Raw genomic sequence first — 17,117 nt, forward strand, 5'->3', positions numbered from 1 at the left:
AAATCAAAGGTGTGACGTACTACCCGAATTCGTTGACGGGGGTTCCGCACCGGGGCGATGAGCGGTGCTGCATTCCAGGTCGAGCAGTGGATTCCTTTCCACTACTCTCTTTCGTAGGTGACGTGCGTCCTATGGGTGGGCTCACATCCCACCGGATCGGGCGCCACAGGCCGTGACGGGATATACGCGCCAAGTCGGACATGGAGCGACCCGCGGTGACGGTCCCACCACGCACACGACAGCAGCCCCGCGCTCAGCGGAGCCAGATCGTGACCTCCGAGCCCCGGGGCGCCTTCCCACCGCTGTCGGGAGACTGGTTGAAGACCGTGTCCCCGAAGAAGATGCGACGCACGGTCACCTCGAACCCCGCTTCTTCCAGCTTCGAGGTGGCCTCGTCCTCGCTGCTGCCCTCCACATCGGGCACCTCGACCATGTCGGGCCCCTTGGAGACCGTCAGCGTCACCGTGTCGCCCTTGGCGGCCCGGCTGCCGTCGGTGGGGGACTGGCGGGCGATGGTGCCCTTGTCGTGCTCGGAGTGGACGCGCTCGGAGGCGATACGCACCTTCAGCCCCTCGTCCTTCAGCTCTTCCACGGCGTCGCTCTGGTCGTCACCGACCACATCGGGCACATCGATGGGCGCGCCCTTGGAGACCGTGAGCGCCACCGCGGCGCCCGGCCGACGCTTGCTGCCCGACGCCGGGTCGCTGGTGATCACCGAGCCCTGCGCGGTCTCCTCGTCGAACCGCCGCTCGACCGTGCCCGGCTTCAGCCCGGCGTCCTTGAGCTCCCGGCGGGCGTCCGAGAGCGGTGTGCCCTTCAGATCGGGAACCTTCACCACATGGGGGCCGCGCGAGACGGTCAGCGTCACACTGCCCGTCCTGCGGACACGCTCGCCCGGCTTCGGATCGGTGCTGATCACATGGCCGCGCTCGACCCGCTCGCTGTACTCCAGATCCACCTCGACATCGAGCCCCGCGTCCGAGAGCGTCCTGGTCGCCTCGGACCGCGTCTTGTCCAGCACCGCGGGTGTCCGCACGAACTGCCCGGAATTGACGTACCAGATGCCCGTACCCACCAGCGCGACCAGCAGCACGCCCAGCGTCACCAGCCACCAGCGCGGCTGCAGCACCCGCCGCCGCGGAGCACCACCGCCCCCCGAGCCCTCGCCGCCCGCCGGATCGCCGGGCGGCGCGACCGGGGGCGCCGACAGCAGCGCCGTACGGTCCAGCGGCTCCGCGTCCGGCACCGGATCGGCGGCCCCGGCCCCCGCCGGCCGCGGAATCACATAGGTGTCCGCCTCCGTCTGCGAGGCCGGCACCTCGGCCTGTCCCGCTGCCGCCGCCAGATCCCCCGACACCGGGGAGGACTCCTCGGCACCGGCCGGACCCGCCGGCCCCGTACCGCCGTCCTTGGCCTGCGGCGGCACCGCGTCCAACTCCTCGTCGGACAGCCCCGCACGGGCCGTACGCGTCTCCGACAGCAGCGCCACGGCGTCCTCGGGCCGCTCCTCGGGCGCCCGCGCCGTCGCCCGTGCGACCAGGGCGTCCAGCGCCGCCGCCATCCCCGGCACCGCAGCGGAAGGAGCCGGCATGTCCTTGTTCAGATGCAGATAGAGCACCTGCGCCGGCGAACTCCCCGAGTGCGGCTTGGCGCCGGTCAGCATCTCGTAGAGCATCACCCCGCACGAGTACAGATCCGTACGCGGAGTGGCCGCCCCGTCCTCGATCTGCTCCGGCGCCAGATACGAGACCGTGCCCAGGATCGAGTCCGTCGTCGCGGACGTCTGACTGTCCACCGCCCTGACCAGACCGAAATCGGCGACCTTGACCCGGCCGTCGTCCCCTATCAGCACGTTCTCGGGCTTCACATCCCGGTGCACCAGACCCGCGCGGTGCGCGGCACCCAGCGCCGCCAGCACCGGCTCCAGGATGTCCAGCGCCGCCCGGGGACGCAGAGCGCCCCTGGCCCGCAGCACATCGCGGAGGGTGCAGCCCTCCACGTACTCCATCGCCAGATACACATATGTGCCGTCCGTGCCCTGGTCGAAGACACCGACCACATTGGGGTGCGCCAGACGCGCGGCGGACTTGGCCTCCCTGATGAAACGCGTCACGAACGTGTCGTCCGCGGACAAGGAGGTGTGCATCACCTTCAGGGCCAGCACACGATCGAGGCGGGTGTCCACGGCGCGGTACACCGTCGCCATGCCGCCGATCGCTACCCGGGCCTCGACGCGGTACCGGCCGTCGAGAACCTGGCCGACCAAGGGGTCTCCCCGGCCGAAGGCCGAGGAAGGGTCCTTGAGGGTGGTGTCCATTGCGCAGAGTGTACGAGGGCGCTGCGCTGGCTTGGCCGCATGGTTGCGGGTTGCCACTGTTCTGCGCCCGAACAGTGACAGAGGGCTCCGCCCTCGCCCCGCCCCCTGCTTTGTGGGGGCACGCCCCCTTGGTTTTTCGGCTGCCGCCGAGGGGTCGTGTCGGGGGGCTCCGCCCCCCAACGGCCCCCCGCTAGGTGGGCTTCGCCCCCCTAGAACCCCCCTGCCGCACCTTTGGCCCCCTATTGACGTACATGGGGTCCGCCTGGGTGTTGCTGTCCATGGTTCGGCCGGTGACGACCCTGCGGGTCGTGTGTTGGTGCCACTCCGCCCGCACCGGCGTTACCGGCAACGCTGGGCGGGAGGGAGCCGAGATGCGTTGCCGGTGTCTCCTTTGCGGGAGGAGTCGCACCGGCGACGCTCCCGCAGGGTCGTCACCGGCCGAACCGGGGGCCTCAAGTCGATGGGGGACTTCACGTAAGGCAATGGCTTTTGTGATTGCGGAAGGGGGGTCCTAGGGGGGCGAAGCCCACCTAGCGGGGGGCCGTTGGGGGGCGGAGCCCCCCGACACGACCCCTCGGCGACAGCCGAAGAACCCAGGGGGCGTGCCCCCACAAAGCGGGCGCCCCGCGCGGAGCGGGGGGTATGCCCCCATGAGAAGGAAAGGTCATGATGAGGCGGGTCACAGGTTGGGCGGCGAGACATTGGTGGGCGTGGGCCATGGTGGCCCCGGTGGCCCTGGTCATCGGACTGATCGTCGGCTACCCCCTCACCCGCGGCATCTACCTCTCCCTCACCGACGCCGACGAAGCCAACGTGGAGCGGACGATCGGCGTCAACCACATCCCGGCGACCTATGAGTTCATCGGTCTCGACAACTACACGGCGATCCTGTCCGACAGCGTCTTCTGGGACCGGCTGGGCTGGACGGCGGTGTGGACGGTCGGATGTGTCGGCTTCACCTTCGGCCTGGGGCTGACGCTCGCGGTGATGCTCAACCGGAAGGTGAAGGGCCGCTCCTTCTACCGCGTCGCGATGATCGTGCCGTGGGGCATCCCGGCCTTTGTCTCCGTCTTCGCCTGGAAGATGCTCTTCAACGAGAAGAACGGCCTGCTCAACAAGGTGTTGGACGGCGGGGGTATCGACGGGGTGCCGTGGTTGGGGGACCCGGTGTGGGCGAAGGTCTCCGTGGTCGCGGTGAACGTCTGGCTCGGCGTCCCGTTCATGATCGTCGCGATGCTGGGTGCGCTGCAGTCGATACCGGGGGAGTTGTACGAGGCGGCCGAGATGGACGGTGCCGGCCCCTGGCAGCGGTTCCGCAACATCACGCTGCCGGGCGTGCGCTCGGTGAGCAGCACGGTGATCCTGCTCAGCACCATCTGGACGTTCAACATGTTCCCGGTGATCTTCCTGCTCACCAAGGGCGGGCCCGAGGATTCCACGGAGATCCTGGTGACGTACGCGTTCCGGCTGTCGTTCGTCAACAGCCCGCGTGACTTCGCCACGTCAGCAGCCTGGGGTGTGCTCATCCTGCTGCTGCTCTCGCTGTTCACGGTGGTCTATCGGCGGGCACTGCGCCGCCAGGGAGAGGCGTGGTGACAACCATGAGGACGACGAAGAGAAGCCCGTTCGCCTCCGTCGGGCTGCACGCGGGTCTGCTGCTGGGGACGGCGTGTGCGCTGTTTCCGCCGCTGTGGCTGCTGGTGACCTCGTTCAAGCCGGAGAGCGAGTCGTTCACCACCGCGCTGGTGAAGGACTTCACCTTCGCCAACTACCGGCACGTCATCGCCGACACCCGTTTCCTCACCTGGTTCGGCAACTCGCTGATCGTCGTGGTCGGGACGACCGTCATCGGGGTGCTCATCGCGGCGACCACGGGGTACGCACTCAGCCGGTTCCGCTTTCCCGGTATGCGGCCGCTGATGTGGGTGCTGCTGATCACTCAGATGTTCCCGATGGCCGTGCTGATCGTCCCGCTGTACAACACGATGGCGAAGCTGGGGCTGCTCAACCAGCCGCTCGGGCTGATCATCACCTATCTGACCATCGCCGTGCCGTTCTGCGCGTGGATGATGAAGGGCTTCTTCGACACGATTCCCGTCGACATCGACGAGTCGGGCCGGGTGGACGGGCTCAACCCGTTCGGCACGTTCTGGCGGCTGATCCTGCCGCTGGCCAAGCCCGGTATCGCCGTCACCGGCTTCTACACCTTTGTGACCGCGTGGGCGGAGGTCGCCTACGCGACCGCCTTCATGACCGGCGAGGAGAACCTGACCCTGGCGGGCGGTCTGCAGACCTTCGTCAACCGCTACGGCTCCGACTGGGGCTCGATGACGGCCGCCGCCGTCGTCATCGCCGTACCGGCCGCCGTGGTCTTCGGTTTCGCCCAGCGCCATCTGGTCGGGGGGCTGACCGCCGGCGCGACCAAGGCGTAGCGCGGCGGCTTCTCTGCTCCGGACGAACACCTCAACTCTTCAGGGACGACATGACTCAGCACAGCAGTGCACCCCAGGCCGAAGGCATCACGCAGGGGGCGCCCCGGGCTGTTCCGTCGGCGCGGCCCGGCGCGACCGGCTGGTGGCGCGACGCGGTGATCTACCAGGTGTATCCGCGCTCCTTCGCCGACGGCAACGGCGACGGCATGGGCGATCTGCCCGGTGTACGGCAGCGGCTGCCGCACCTGGCCGAGCTCGGTGTCGACGCGGTCTGGCTCAGCCCCTTCTACGCCTCCCCGCAGGCGGACGCCGGGTACGACGTCGCCGACTACCGCGCCATCGATCCGATGTTCGGGACGCTGCACGACGCGGACGCCCTCATCAGGGACGCGCACGCGCTCGGACTGCGCGTCATCATCGACATCGTCCCCAACCACTCCTCCGACCAGCACGAGTGGTTCAAACGCGCCCTGGCGGGGGACGCGGCGGCCCGGGAGCGCTACCACTTCGCGGCCGGAAAGGGGCCGCTGGGCGAACTGCCGCCCAACGACTGGGAGTCCGTCTTCGGCGGCCCCGCCTGGAGCCAGGTGCCCGGCTCCCCCGGGATGTGGTATCTGCATCTGTTCGCGCCCGAGCAGCCCGACTTCAACTGGGACCACCCGGCCGTCCGCGACGAGTTCCGCTCCGTGCTGCGGTTCTGGCTGGACATGGGCGTCGACGGCTTCCGTATCGATGTGGCGCACGGACTGGTCAAGGCGGCGGGGCTGCCCGACATGGGCAGCACGGAGCAGCTGAAGCTGCTGGGCACCGCCGAGCTGCCGTTCTTCGACCAGGACGGCGTGCACGAGATCTACCGCTCCTGGCGGCAGGTCCTCGACGAGTACCCGGGGGAGCGGGTCGGTGTCGCCGAGGCCTGGACGCCCAGCGCCGAGCGCACCGCGCTGTACGTACGCGAGGACGAACTGCACCAGGCGTTCAACTTCCACTACCTCAACACCGGCTGGGACGCGGCGGCGCTGCGCGAGGTCATCGACGCCTCCCTCTCCTCGCTCGGCGCCGTCGGCGCACCCGCCACCTGGGTGCTGTCCAACCACGACGTGGTGCGCCACCGCACCCGGCTCGGCGGCGGCCACGGCCGGGGGCGCGCCGCCTCGCTGCTGATGCTGGCGCTGCCCGGCTCCGCCTACCTCTACCAGGGCGAGGAGCTGGGGCTGCCCGAGGTGACCGAACTGCCCGACGAGGCACGCCAGGATCCCTCCTTCTTCCGCTCCAGCGGTCAGGACGGGCTCCGCGACGGCTGCCGGGTGCCGCTGCCCTGGGCCGAGGAGGAGAGCGCCGACGGCGGCAGTTCCTACGGATTCGGCAGCGGCGGCAGCTGGCTGCCCCAGCCGCCCGGCTGGGGCGCCCTGTCCGTCGCCGCGCAGACCGGCGACCCCACCTCCACGCTGGAGCTCTACCGCACCGCGCTGCGGCTGCGCAGGGAGCGGCCCGAGCTGGGCGACGGCGAACCGCTGGAGTGGCTGCCCGCGCCCGAGGGCGTGCTGGTCTTCCGGCGCGGCGCGTTCGTGTGCGCGGCCAACACCCGCAGCCGGCCGGTACGGCTGGACTCCCGGCCCGGGGAACTGCTGCTGGCCAGCCGTCCGCTGGACCAGCAGGAGACGGCGGCCGGGGTCGAGCTGCCCGGCGACACGACCGCCTGGTGGGTCGCCGGATGACCGGTGCCCTCACCGCGCGCCTCGCCGACATCGCCGCGCAGGCCGAGGTCAGCGAGGCCACGGCGAGCCGGGTGCTGAACGGCAGGCCGGGCGTGGCCGCCACCACCCGGCAGCGGGTGCTGGCCGCGGTGGACGTCCTCGGCTACGAGCGCCCCGCGCGCGCCCGGCAGCGCAGCGCGGGGCTGGTCGGACTGGTCATCCCGGAACTGACCAACCCGATCTTCCCGGCGTTCGCCCAGGTCATCGAGCAGTCCTTGTCGGGGTACGGCTTCACGCCGGTGCTGGGCACGCGGATGCTCGGCGGCGCCACCGAGGACGAGCTGGTCGGCCAGCTGGTCGAGCGCGATGTGTCGGGCATCATCTTCCTCTCCGGCCTGCACGCCGATCTGACGGCCGACCCGGCCCGCTACGCCCGGCTGGCCGAGCGCGGTGTGCCGTTCGTCCTGATCAACGGCTACAACGACCGGATCAGCGCGCCTTTCGTCTCGCCCGACGACCGGGCGGCGGCTGCGATGGCGGTGGAGCATCTGCGCCAGCTGGGACACGAACGCATCGGACTGGCCGTCGGCCCGGAGCGGTTCGTCCCCACCCGCCGCAAGGTCGCGGGCTTCACCCGCGCGGTGCGGGAGGCCGGGTGCGAGCCGCGTATCCAGCACACGCTCTTCACCGTCGAGGGCGGCCACGCCGCGGCCGGTACGCTGATCGACCAGGGCTGTACGGGCATCGTGTGCGGCAGCGACCTGATGGCGCTGGGCGCCGTACGGGCGGCCCGGCAGCGGGGCCTGCGGGTGCCGCACCAGATCTCGGTGGTCGGCTACGACGACTCCGAGTTCAACGCCTTCACCGACCCGCCACTGACCACCGTCCGCCAGCCGGTCCGCGCCATGGCCAACGCCGCCGTCCACGCCCTGCTGGAGCCGATGGGCGGCAGCCCGATGGCGGAGACGGAGTTCGTCTTCCAGCCGGAGCTGGTCGTGCGGGGGTCGACGGCGCACGCACCCGGGGGCTGAGCGGAGCTTCGGAGCGCGAAGCTCGCCTACGAGGACGGCACCAGCCCCGCCTCGTAGGCGAGGATCGCGGCCTGTACGCGGTTCTTCATCTCCAGACGGGCCAGGATCTGGCTGACGTACGTCTTCACCGTGCCCTCGACCACGTGCAGCCGGGCGGCGATGTCCGCGTTGGACAGGCCGGCGCCGACCAGGCCCAGCACCTCCCGCTCGCGGGGAGTCAGCCCGGCGGTGCGGGCCTGGGCGGTCGCCCGGCGGCCCAGCTGCCCGGCGGCCATGTGCGTGATGACGTGCCGCGCCACGGCGGGGGAGAGGTAGGCGCCGCCCTCGTGGACGGCGCGTACGCCCGCCAACAGCTCCCTAGGATCACCGGACTTGAGGACGAAACCGGCGGCGCCGGAGCCGAGCGCGGTGGCGATGTACTCGTCCTCGCTGAAGGTGGTCAGCATCATCACCGCGCTGTCCGGGCAGGTGCGCCGCAGCTCGGCCGCCGCACGCAGCCCGTCCAGCTTCGGCATCCGGATGTCGAGCAGACACACATCGGGGCGGTGCCGCTGCGTCAGCGCGACGGCCTCCCGCCCGTCGGCCGCCTCCGCCACGACCTCGATGTCTCCGGCCGACGCGAGGATCGCCCGCACCCCGCCCCTGATCATCGCCTCGTCGTCCGCCAGCAGTACCCGGATCATCGTGTTCCCGTCCCCGCTCTCGCCCCGCTCACGGAAGCACGCTAACCCAGTGCCCGCAGGGCTCGCCCGGCGGCGCCGCTCCCCTGACGAAAGTGCAGTGGCGCCGACGACCAACGTGCACTGTCCGGGCTCCGGCCGCTGCCTACCGTCCAGGGCATGCTCACACTGCGCGGACTGACCAAGAGGTACGGCGGCAAGACCGTCGTCGACGACCTGACGCTGGAGGTGGCACCCGGCAAGGTCACCGGATTCCTCGGCCCCAACGGGGCCGGCAAATCCACCACCATGCGCATGGTGGTGGGGCTGGACGAGCCCACCTCCGGCGCGGCGCTGATCCGTGGGACGCCGTACGCCGAGCTGGCCCATCCGCTCCGGGTGGTGGGCGCACTCCTCGACGCGCGTGCCGCGCACCCACGGCGCACCGCCCAGCAGCATCTGCTGGCCATGGCCCGCAGCAACGGGATTTCCGCGCGCCGGGTGCCCGAAGTGCTCGACGCGGTCGGTCTGACTCAGGTGGCGGGCAAGCGGGCGGGCTCCTTCTCGCTGGGAATGGCCCAGCGCCTGGGCATCGCCGGTGCGCTGCTCGGCGACCCGGAGGTGCTGCTGCTGGACGAGCCCGTCAACGGCCTCGACCCCGACGGAGTGCTGTGGGTGCGCACGCTTCTGCGCTCCCTCGCCGCCGAGGGCCGGACCGTCTTCCTCTCCAGCCATCTGATGAGCGAGATGGAGCTGACCGCCGACCGGCTCGTGGTCATCGGCCGGGGCCGGCTGCTGGCGGACGGGCCGACCGCGGAGGTCGTCGGGGCCGGCGCCGGCCGCACCGTGTGCGTACGCGGCCCGCAGCACGGCGGGCTGGCGGCGCTGGCCGACCGGCTCAGGCGGGAGGGCGCCGAGGTGGCCCGGCCGGCGCCGGACGAGCTGTCCGTGAGCGGCGTGCCGCTCGAACGCGTCGGCGACCTCGCCCATGAAGGACATGTGCACCTGTACGAACTGCGCGCCGCCGAGGCGTCGTTGGAGGAGGCTTATATGCGACTGACGTCACAGAGCGTGGAGTACGCCCAGGAAGGGCGTACCGACCTGGAAGCGGGGGTGTGACGGTGGCTGCCGCCCTCGCCCCGCCCACGGCGGCCCCGCGCGGGACCCGCTCCCGCAGCGCGGGACTGCGCGGCGCCCTCGCCGCGGAGTGGACGAAGCTCGTCTCGCTGCGCTCGACCTGGTACCTGCTGCTGGGGGCGGCCGTGCTGACGGGGGTCATCGCCTCCGCGGCGGGGGTCCTCACGCACGACCCCGCCGCCTCGCCCGGCGACCCCGCCGTGATCGCCGAACTCAACGGCCTGGGGCTTGTGCTGGCGGCCCTGGCCATGCTCTCGGTCACCGGGGAGTACGCCACCGGGAGCGTCCGGACGTCCCTGCTGTGCGTACCCCGCCGAGGGCGCCTGCTGGCGGCCAAGACCTTGTTGCTCTCGGCCGTCACCTTCGTGGCCGGGCTGGTGTGCGGCCTCTTGGCCGTGGTGTGCGGGGCACTGACGCTGGAGGAGAGCACGTTCGACGCCGCCACCGTCTGCGGCCAGGTGTTCCTTGTCGGGACGCACGCCGCTTTGCTGAGCGTGATGACCGTGGGGCTGGCCGCTGTCGTACGCAGGTCGGCGGGGACGGTCACGGCGCTGTTCGGGCTGCTGTTCCTGGTGCCGATGGCGCTGGATGTGCTGCCCGGCGGCGACGTCCTCGTCGATCTCCTCCCGGCCGGTGCCTCGGAGGCCCTGGCCCTCGGTGGGAACGGCACCTACGGGCGGTCGGTCGCTCTGCTGCTGCTCGTCGGCTGGGCGCTCGCCGCGGTGGCGGCGGGTACGGCCGTGCTGCGGCGCCGGGACGCCTGACGGCCGCGTCGTCACGGGGGGGCCGAAGGTCAGCGGGTTGCCGACAGCCGCGCCGAGGCCCCCCGTTCGGCGCGTACGGCCAACGTGTTGCCGGTCACCTCCGCCGGGCCGTCCGCCAGGCCCTTGCCCCGCGCCCGCAGACGGGTGACGCTCTCGTCCGCCGCGGCCAGCACGTACCAGTGGCCCCGGGTGGACTTCCACAGCAGCCCGGTGAGCACATCCCGCTCGCGCGGGCCGCAGGCGCGGGAGTCCTCCGCACGGGAGGTGACGGCCCCCGGGCGTCCGGGCGGGGCCGGCGGCTGGAACTGCGTCATCACCCTGGCCCCCGTACCCCGCCAGGTACCGGCCCGGGTGCACACCCACGCCGCCTCGCCGTCCCCGTCCGGCAACCGCTGCCGGGCGAACTGCCAGGAGTTGACGGTCTTGACCCCCTGGTCGAGCACCGCGGGCAGGTGGCAGGCCGTACGTGCCAGCCGCTCGCGGGCCGCGGCGCCGGTGGCGGGCTCGCGGGCGGTGCCGTCCGTCAGCCGCGCCGGGGTCAGCTCGCCCAGATCCGTGTACAGCTGCGCGGCGGACGCCGCCCCCGGGCTGCCGGTCAGCGCCAGCCCCGGCCAGCTCTCGCAGTGGTGCGGCTGCGTGACCGGGAGCGGTACCGGCCCGGTCACCCCGTCCTCGCCGCGGGAGAGCTCACGGCCCGCCACGTCCGCCGGGTCGAGGAGGTCCACCTCGGCGGCGCGCCGGATCCACGGCGCCGTCAAATAGCGCACCTCGCCCTCCTTCCGGGTGACGGTCAGCGCCCCCGAAGCCGCCGTCTGCGCACCCGCCGTACGGGACAGCTCCAGCGACACCCCGTCCTTGGCCGCGGCCGAACCGTCGTCGGGGTCCAGGGGTTCGGCGTACCGCGCCACCCGCAGCCCGTCGTACAGCAGCACCACGGCGGCACCCTCCAGCCGTCCCGCGTACAGCAGTTGGGGCGGCCCCGGCGGTGGTCCCTCGGGGGTGCCCGGTGCCGCACTGACCCGTACGTCGGCGCGCGGCCGGGCCCAGGTGACCAGCGCCCGGCGCAGCAACGATTCATCGCGGGTGAGGGAGCCGCGGGCCGGCCATGCGGCGAAGTCCACGCGGGAGGCCCGACGCCAGGTGCCGGGCGGCACCCGGACCAGCGCGTCCGGGTCGAGGGCGCGCTCCCCGTCGGTGCCCCGCACCAGCGGGGGGCGGGCGGCGGCGTCGGGCCCCCAGGTGTCGCCGGGCACCCCCAGCATCCCGCCGCACACCAGCGCGGCGAGGACCGCCGTGCCGACGACCCGCCGCCGGCGGCGCCGCCGTACCACTTCGAGGGGGTGGGGTTCCCGCGTCCCGCACAGGACGCACGGCATCTCGGGACTGTCCGGGCTGCCCGGGCTGCCCGGACTGTCCGGAGGGGGCCGGTCGGCCGGTCCCGTGCGGGCTTGCGCGAGGGCGGCGTCCGGGTCCCGGACGTGGGCGGCCCGCAGCAGCCGCCGGATGTCCGGGTCCGCCATCGACTCCAGATGCCGCAGCGCGTACGCGGCACGGGCCTCGGCTCCGTCCCCGGGGCGGGCCAGTGCCGCACGCAGCACCCGAAGCCGCAGCCAGACATACGCCGGGTCCTCGTCCTGTGCGCCTTCCGGCTGCTGTCGCGTTTCCGGTCGCGTCTGCGGCCGGGGCAGCGCCGCCGTCGACGTGCACCGTCGGGGGAGTGCCTCACGGGTCAGCGCGTGCGCCTTGCGGGGGGTGTCGGCCAGCACGCAGTGCGCGAGCCGGACGAGTCTTCCGTAGTGCTCGACGAGGGCGAGTTCGGCCTGCTCGACGTCCAGGGTCCCCTCACTCACACCCCTCAGAACGAGGCGGGGCGTCACCGGGTCACCCCGAGGGCGCCGGTGGCGAGCGGCGACAAGCGCTCAGGCGAGGGGGGCGGGGACCTCGAGGGTGGCCATGGTGGGGCCGCCGGACGGGCTGCTCAGCGCCAGGACGCCGTCGAACTGGGCGAGGCGGCGCTGGACGCCCTGCAGCCCGGAGCCGGCGTCCAGGGAGGCACCGCCCTTGCCGTCGTCCGTGACCGTCACCCGGATCCTGGAGTCGCCCCCGGCGGATTCGTCGGCGACGTACAGCACATCGAGCCACACCTTCGTCGGCTCCGCGTGTTTGGCGGCGTTGGTCAGCAGCTCACTGACGGCGAAGTACACGGCCGTCTCCACCGGCTCGTCGAACCGGCCCGGCAGTTCGATGTCCTCCTCCACGGGGACCGGCATCCGCAGTGCCAGCGCGCGCAGCGCGTCGGGCAGGCCGCGTTCGGCGAGTACGGGTGGGTGGATGCCGCGTACCAGGTCGCGTAGTTCGGTGAGTGCCTCGGCGGAGTTCTCCCTCGCCTGCGCGATCATCTGCTTGGCCTTGGCCGGGTCGTGTTCGATCAAGGCCTCGATGGTGCCCAGGCTCATCCCCATGGCGACCAGCCGGGCCTGCGCGCCGTCGTGCAGATCCCGCTCGATACGGCGCAGCTCAGCGGCCGAACTGTCCACCGCGTCATGCCGCGTCTCGTACAACTGCTCCACCCGCTGCGTCAGCAGCATCTCGCGGGTGGGCTCCAGCATCGCCTTGGTGAGCTGGTGGTTGATCGGCAGCATCGGCGGCAGCAGCGCGGTGACGAAGCCGGCCGTCATATCGGCCGGCAGCCACACCATGTCCCGCCAGGTGGCGGGGTCCTTGAGCAGCAGCGTGCAGCGTTCGACCTGGCCGACGATGCCGCTGTGCGGCCGGCGCGGCAGGGGGCGGTACGGCTCGGGCACCTCCAGTCCGCCCCACTCGCGGACCAGCCGGCGCCGCTGGTTGGCGTACCAGCGGACGGCCTGCTGGGTGGGCGGCGTGGTGACGACGCCCACCCCGATCGGCAGCAGCACGATCGAGACGAGGGAGAGCGTGAACAACAGGATGGACACGGGAAGGGTGACGACCGCGAGCGCGGGCCCCCGGACGAGCGCCAGCATCAGCTCGTGCGTCTGTACCGCGGCCCGCGGCTTGTCCTCCGTCACGTCTTCCGTGTCCTCCACGCGTTCCCCACCCTGGCTCCCCCGTCCGCCCTACCCGGTCCGCCAGTCCGCGAACTCGACGAGGGCACGATCGCCGCTGCCGCCGTTGGTCGCCGACATGAACAGTCCGGTGTCCTGCTTGCCTGACGCGCCGGGAGTCTCGACGGTTGAGACCGTACGCCACGAGTTCCCGTCGTCGGTGGACAGCTCCCCCTTGTAGGAGGCGCCGGCCCGGGAGAGCCGCAGCAGGACCGGGGCCTTGACCCCGGAGACCGCCCGGTAGGTGTCCAGGGTCCCGTCGCCGTTGCTGTCGTACGACAGCACGACTCCGTTGCCGGGGGTGAGGGCGAGATTGACGAACCCGGCGGACCCCGGTGCGGAGAGGTCGTTGCGGACGACGATGCCCGCGCGGGCCCACGGCCCGCTGTTCTCCTGGGAGACGACCTTCACCGTCACCGTGCCGCCGTCGGCCAGCGCCCGCGCCCGGTAGACGGTGCCGAACTCGGCGGTGGCCTTCCACAGGTCCGCACCGGCGCCGTCGATCGCCCAGCGGCCGTCGAGGTGCCCGAAGACGGCCTCGTTGGTCGTCGCCGTCCGTACGCCGTCCGGCAGCGGGCCGGCGCGGTAGATCCGGCCGTCCTGGCCGATGGTCACCCGCTCCTGGCCCTCGGGTCCGTTCTCCACCTCCACCGTGTACTCCAGCGGCTCCAGCGGCTCGGCCAGTGGGCGGTCGGCGGTGGTGTACTGCCAGCGCACGGTCGCCATGCCGCCGGGGCTGACGGCCCGGTGCGAGGTGGGGTCCTGCGCCCGGGCACCGTCCAGGCCGCGCAGCGCGAGGTCGACGGCTCCGGTGGGGCACAGCCCGTTCTCGTTGCGGAAGTCGGCCCGTACGGTGCTGGCCTTGCCGGGCGCGACGGCGCGCGGCTCGGCGGAGACCTTCAGCGAGCCCTGGTAGGGCGCCTTGACCAGGACGTCACGGACCCGGGTGGCGGTGGTGTACGGGTCGGCGGCCGGCCGGGTGGGGTAGTCGTTCCGCTGCTTGGTCCAGGGCTCCTCCTCGGCGTACCAGTCGAACTTCTTCGGTGCCCGCCGCTGTTCGAGCGCGTCCTGCAGATCGTCGAGGAACGCCTTCCACTGCGGCAGGTGGAAGTCCCGGATCAGGCCCTGCCAGTCGCGGTTGGCGTAGTTGGCCAGCCGACCGCCGTCGGCCGTGGGGCGGTCGGCCCAGGTGGTGACCAGCACCCGGGCCGTCCGCTCCAGCTGGGCGCGCTCCGGCGCCGAGGCGGCCGAACCGCGGGCCGCCGCCAGCCAGGGGCCCAGCAGGAAGGCGCGGTGGCCGCCGGACATGTCGTCGGCCAGCTCCATCAGCTTCAGCCACAGCGCGGCCAGCTTCTTGAAGGTGGCCACGTCCTTCTTCTTGTAGGCGGCCTGCAGCTGCGGGATGAGCGACCAGGAGCGGTTGGCCAGGACCTGGCGGCCGGTGTCGGTCAGGTCGTAGCGGTAGGCGTCGGTCCCGCGCAGCCGCGCGTCCACGCCCAGCAGCGCATCGAACGCGGCGTCGAAGGCGGGCAGGTCGAAGGCGGGTGTGTGGGTGGCGTAGTAGGCGCCGGAGCGGGCCGTCAGGCTGGGGCGGGCCGCGAAGACGCTGTCGTGCGGCCGCCCGTCCTTGCTGCTGATGCGGTACGCGGTCTCCCGCAGCGCCGTCATCGCCTTCTTGGCCTTGGCGTCGGCTGCCCCGTACCGGATCTTCGCCCAGCCGTCGAACCAGGTGCCGCGGTCGACCGCCTGCTGCCGCCACGCCAGTTCGCTGAACAGCTCCAGTGCCGCCGCGTCGCGGTGGGTGGCCTCGGGCATGTAGCAGGTGCCGGCCAGCTTGCTGCCCCGCTTGTCGCGCCAGGCGGTGAAGCGCTCCGTCCACATGTGCGTCTTGGCGCCCATGGTGGTGCGCCCGCCGAAGTTGGGGATGGTGCCGAACGCGTACGGCACCCCGCCCCAGTCCTTCTCCCGGTCGGTGACCCGGTCCAGATCCGAGAGGCCGTCGACGATCAGCATCTTGTCCTTGGCGGCCAGCCCGTCGAGCAGGTCGCGGCGCGGGTTCTCCTGCCAGCCGAGAATCACCCAGGTGGCGCCGGGCCGTGCGGTGTGCAGGGCCTTCTCCACGGCCCGCGCCGCCTCGGGCACCGGCACGTCACCGGGGTCGCCGCCCTCGTGCAGCAGGTCCATCTTGAAGTGGTCGACCTCGCCGAACAGTTCCCGCTGGTGCTTGTAGAAGGAGGCCGCAACCTTGCGGAAGACCGCCGTACGCGGGTCCAGCCACGGCGGCCTGGCCAGCCCGCTCCACTTGCCCTGCGGCACGGTCCGCCCGCCCTTGTTGCGCTTGGCGAAGTCGGCGGGGACGGTGCCGAAGTAGCCCGGCAGCACGGGTTTCATCCCCAGCTCGCGCATCCGGCCCACGATCCGCTTGCCCAGCGCCGTGCGCCGATTCAGCAGCTCGGTGCTGATGGGGCCGCCGTACTCGGCCATGTTCTGCAGCAGCCACCACGGCTGATGGGTCGGCGCCGGGATCCAGGAGCGGGCCTCCTGGTCGCTGTAGCCGAAGTCGCGGAGCATCCGGTGGTAGACGGCTTCCTGGCCCGCGGTGACCAGCACCTCGTTGAAACCGTGCAGCGCGAGGACGTCCAAGAAGCGCTCCCAGTGTCCCCAGTCGGCGTACGGGGCGGTGTAGCCGTCGTGGGTGTCGTTGAGCGCGAACCGGTTGGCCACGGTGGCCCGCTGCGCGTGCTGTTTCCGGGGCGCGGGCAGCGTCTTGGGCAGCTCCAGCTGACTGCCGGCCCAGGAGATATGGGCGTCGCAGCTGTACTTGAGGTACCAGTGCACGCCCGTCAGCAGCGCCACAGGCCCGGTCCCGGCGACCCGGATGCGGCCTGCCCGGCCGGTGACCTTGAAGCGTTCGGGACCGCTGATCTGCTGGAGCGTGATCTGGTCGGCGTGCTGGGGGAGCAGCCGCTTGAGCGCCGCCCGCGCGGCGTCGGTGGCGGGCGCCTTCGCCCCGGAGGTGGTCGGTGCTTCCTGGAGTCCGCCCGTTCGGTCCGCTGCCATGGCGGGGAGATACCCGTTGCCCAGCGCGAGACCCGCGCCGAGTGCCCCTGTTGTGCCCAGCACGGCGCGTCTGTTGAGGGGGGAGCGCGCGGGGGGAACCGGGCGCGGATCGGACTGATCGGATTTGTCGTATCTTTCACGCTCGCTGATCGGCTCGTGCATGGGGGTGCCTCCAGGTGACGGATGTCCTGTCGGATGTCCTGCCGTAGGTGGCCCGTATGGGGCCCGTATGTGACCAAAGACACGTACGGGGAGGCACGGTAACGAAGCGGTCAGCCTCGGTCGAGGTAGGCGAGCACGGCGAGTACCCGCCTGTTGTCGTCGTCCGAGGGCGGCAGCCCGAGCTTTCCGAAGATGTTGGAGGTGTGCTTGGCCACGGCCCGCTCGGTGACGAACAGCTGCGCCGCGATGGCCGCGTTCGACCTGCCCTGCGCCATCAGCTCCATGACCTCCTTCTCCCGGGAGGTCAGACCGGCCATCGGCTCGTCCTGCGCGCGGCGCGTCAACAACTGCTGGATGACCTGCGGGTCCATCGCCGTACCCCCGGCGGACACCCGGCGTACGGCGTCCACGAACTGGTCCGCGTCGAAGACCCGGTCCTTGAGGAGGTAGCCCACCCCGCCGTTCCCGTCCGCCAGCAGCTCACGTGCGTACAACTGCTCGACGTGCTGCGAGAGCACCAGCACCGGCAGCCCCGGCCGCTTGCGGCGGGCCTCCAGCGCGCACTGCAGGCCCTCGTCGGTGAACGAGGGCGGCAGCCGTACGTCCACCACCGCCACGTCCGGCTCCAGCTCCTGCAGCGCCCGGCTCAGCTCCGGTCCGTTGTCGACCGCGGCGGCGATCTCGAAGTCGAAGGCCTCCAGCATCCGTACGAGCCCGTCCCGGAGCAGGAAAAGATCCTCGGCGATCACGACACGCACGGAAAACTCCAAAATCGCAG

General features: G+C 71.9%; 12 protein-coding genes. 6 read left to right on the forward strand and 6 right to left on the reverse strand.

The window, feature by feature from the left end; all coding sequences use genetic code 11:
• Positions 1-253: 253 nt before the first annotated feature.
• Positions 254-2,317: a Stk1 family PASTA domain-containing Ser/Thr kinase gene (gene pknB / locus JW613_RS27340; RefSeq protein WP_209213549.1), complete on the reverse strand. Its 2,064-nt coding sequence runs from the start codon at positions 2,315-2,317 to the stop codon at positions 254-256.
• Between the two features lie 669 nt (positions 2,318-2,986).
• On the opposite strand from pknB, the gene JW613_RS27345 reads away from it, so the two are divergent.
• From JW613_RS27345 to JW613_RS27360, 4 genes are read left to right on the forward strand one after another with little or no spacing between them, the layout of a single operon-like run.
• Positions 2,987-3,913 (forward strand): carbohydrate ABC transporter permease, encoded by a 927-nt coding sequence (locus tag JW613_RS27345; RefSeq protein ID WP_209213550.1) that lies wholly within the window; start codon positions 2,987-2,989, stop codon positions 3,911-3,913.
• A gap of 5 nt (positions 3,914-3,918) precedes the next feature.
• A complete protein-coding gene (locus JW613_RS27350; protein ID WP_209213551.1) occupies positions 3,919-4,749 on the forward strand; it encodes a sugar ABC transporter permease in 831 nt (276 codons plus the stop codon).
• Positions 4,750-4,799: 50 nt separating this feature from the next.
• Positions 4,800-6,464, forward strand: a complete 1,665-nt coding sequence (locus JW613_RS27355; protein WP_209213552.1) for a glycoside hydrolase family 13 protein — start codon at positions 4,800-4,802, stop codon at positions 6,462-6,464.
• A complete protein-coding gene (locus tag JW613_RS27360; protein ID WP_209213553.1) occupies positions 6,461-7,474 on the forward strand; it encodes a LacI family DNA-binding transcriptional regulator in 1,014 nt (337 codons plus the stop codon). The genes JW613_RS27355 and JW613_RS27360 overlap by 4 nt, the downstream gene beginning before the upstream one ends.
• A 26-nt stretch (positions 7,475-7,500) precedes the next feature.
• On the opposite strand, the gene JW613_RS27365 is transcribed toward JW613_RS27360, so the two are convergent.
• On the reverse strand, positions 7,501-8,157 hold the full coding sequence (locus JW613_RS27365; RefSeq protein WP_099880170.1) for a response regulator: 657 nt from the start codon (positions 8,155-8,157) through the stop codon (positions 7,501-7,503).
• Between the two features lie 156 nt (positions 8,158-8,313).
• On the opposite strand from JW613_RS27365, the gene JW613_RS27370 reads away from it, so the two are divergent.
• Complete coding sequence (locus JW613_RS27370) at positions 8,314-9,252, forward strand: ATP-binding cassette domain-containing protein (protein WP_209213554.1); 939 nt, start codon at positions 8,314-8,316, stop codon at positions 9,250-9,252.
• Complete coding sequence (locus tag JW613_RS27375; protein ID WP_307866058.1) at positions 9,249-10,034, forward strand: ABC transporter permease; 786 nt, start codon at positions 9,249-9,251, stop codon at positions 10,032-10,034. Before JW613_RS27370 ends, JW613_RS27375 begins: the two co-directional genes overlap by 4 nt.
• Positions 10,035-10,063: 29 nt before the next feature.
• On the opposite strand, the gene JW613_RS27380 is transcribed toward JW613_RS27375, so the two are convergent.
• The 4 genes from JW613_RS27380 to JW613_RS27395 all read right to left on the reverse strand — a co-directional run bounded on the left by JW613_RS27380 (position 10,064) and on the right by JW613_RS27395 (position 17,097).
• A complete protein-coding gene (locus tag JW613_RS27380) occupies positions 10,064-11,884 on the reverse strand; it encodes a hypothetical protein (RefSeq protein WP_209213555.1) in 1,821 nt (606 codons plus the stop codon).
• 69 nt (positions 11,885-11,953) lie between these two features.
• Positions 11,954-13,081, reverse strand: coding sequence for a sensor histidine kinase (locus tag JW613_RS27385; RefSeq protein WP_372448006.1), 1,128 nt, complete (start codon positions 13,079-13,081; stop codon positions 11,954-11,956).
• A 48-nt stretch (positions 13,082-13,129) separates the two neighbouring features.
• Positions 13,130-16,177 (reverse strand): alpha-N-acetylglucosaminidase, encoded by a 3,048-nt coding sequence (locus JW613_RS27390; protein ID WP_245226367.1) that lies wholly within the window; start codon positions 16,175-16,177, stop codon positions 13,130-13,132.
• A 272-nt stretch (positions 16,178-16,449) separates the two neighbouring features.
• Positions 16,450-17,097, reverse strand: a complete 648-nt coding sequence (locus tag JW613_RS27395; protein WP_209213557.1) for a LuxR C-terminal-related transcriptional regulator — start codon at positions 17,095-17,097, stop codon at positions 16,450-16,452.
• Positions 17,098-17,117: the final 20 nt, after the last annotated feature.

The organism is Streptomyces smyrnaeus (assembly GCF_017676345.1).
Classification (GTDB): Bacteria; Actinomycetota; Actinomycetes; order Streptomycetales; family Streptomycetaceae; genus Streptomyces; species Streptomyces smyrnaeus.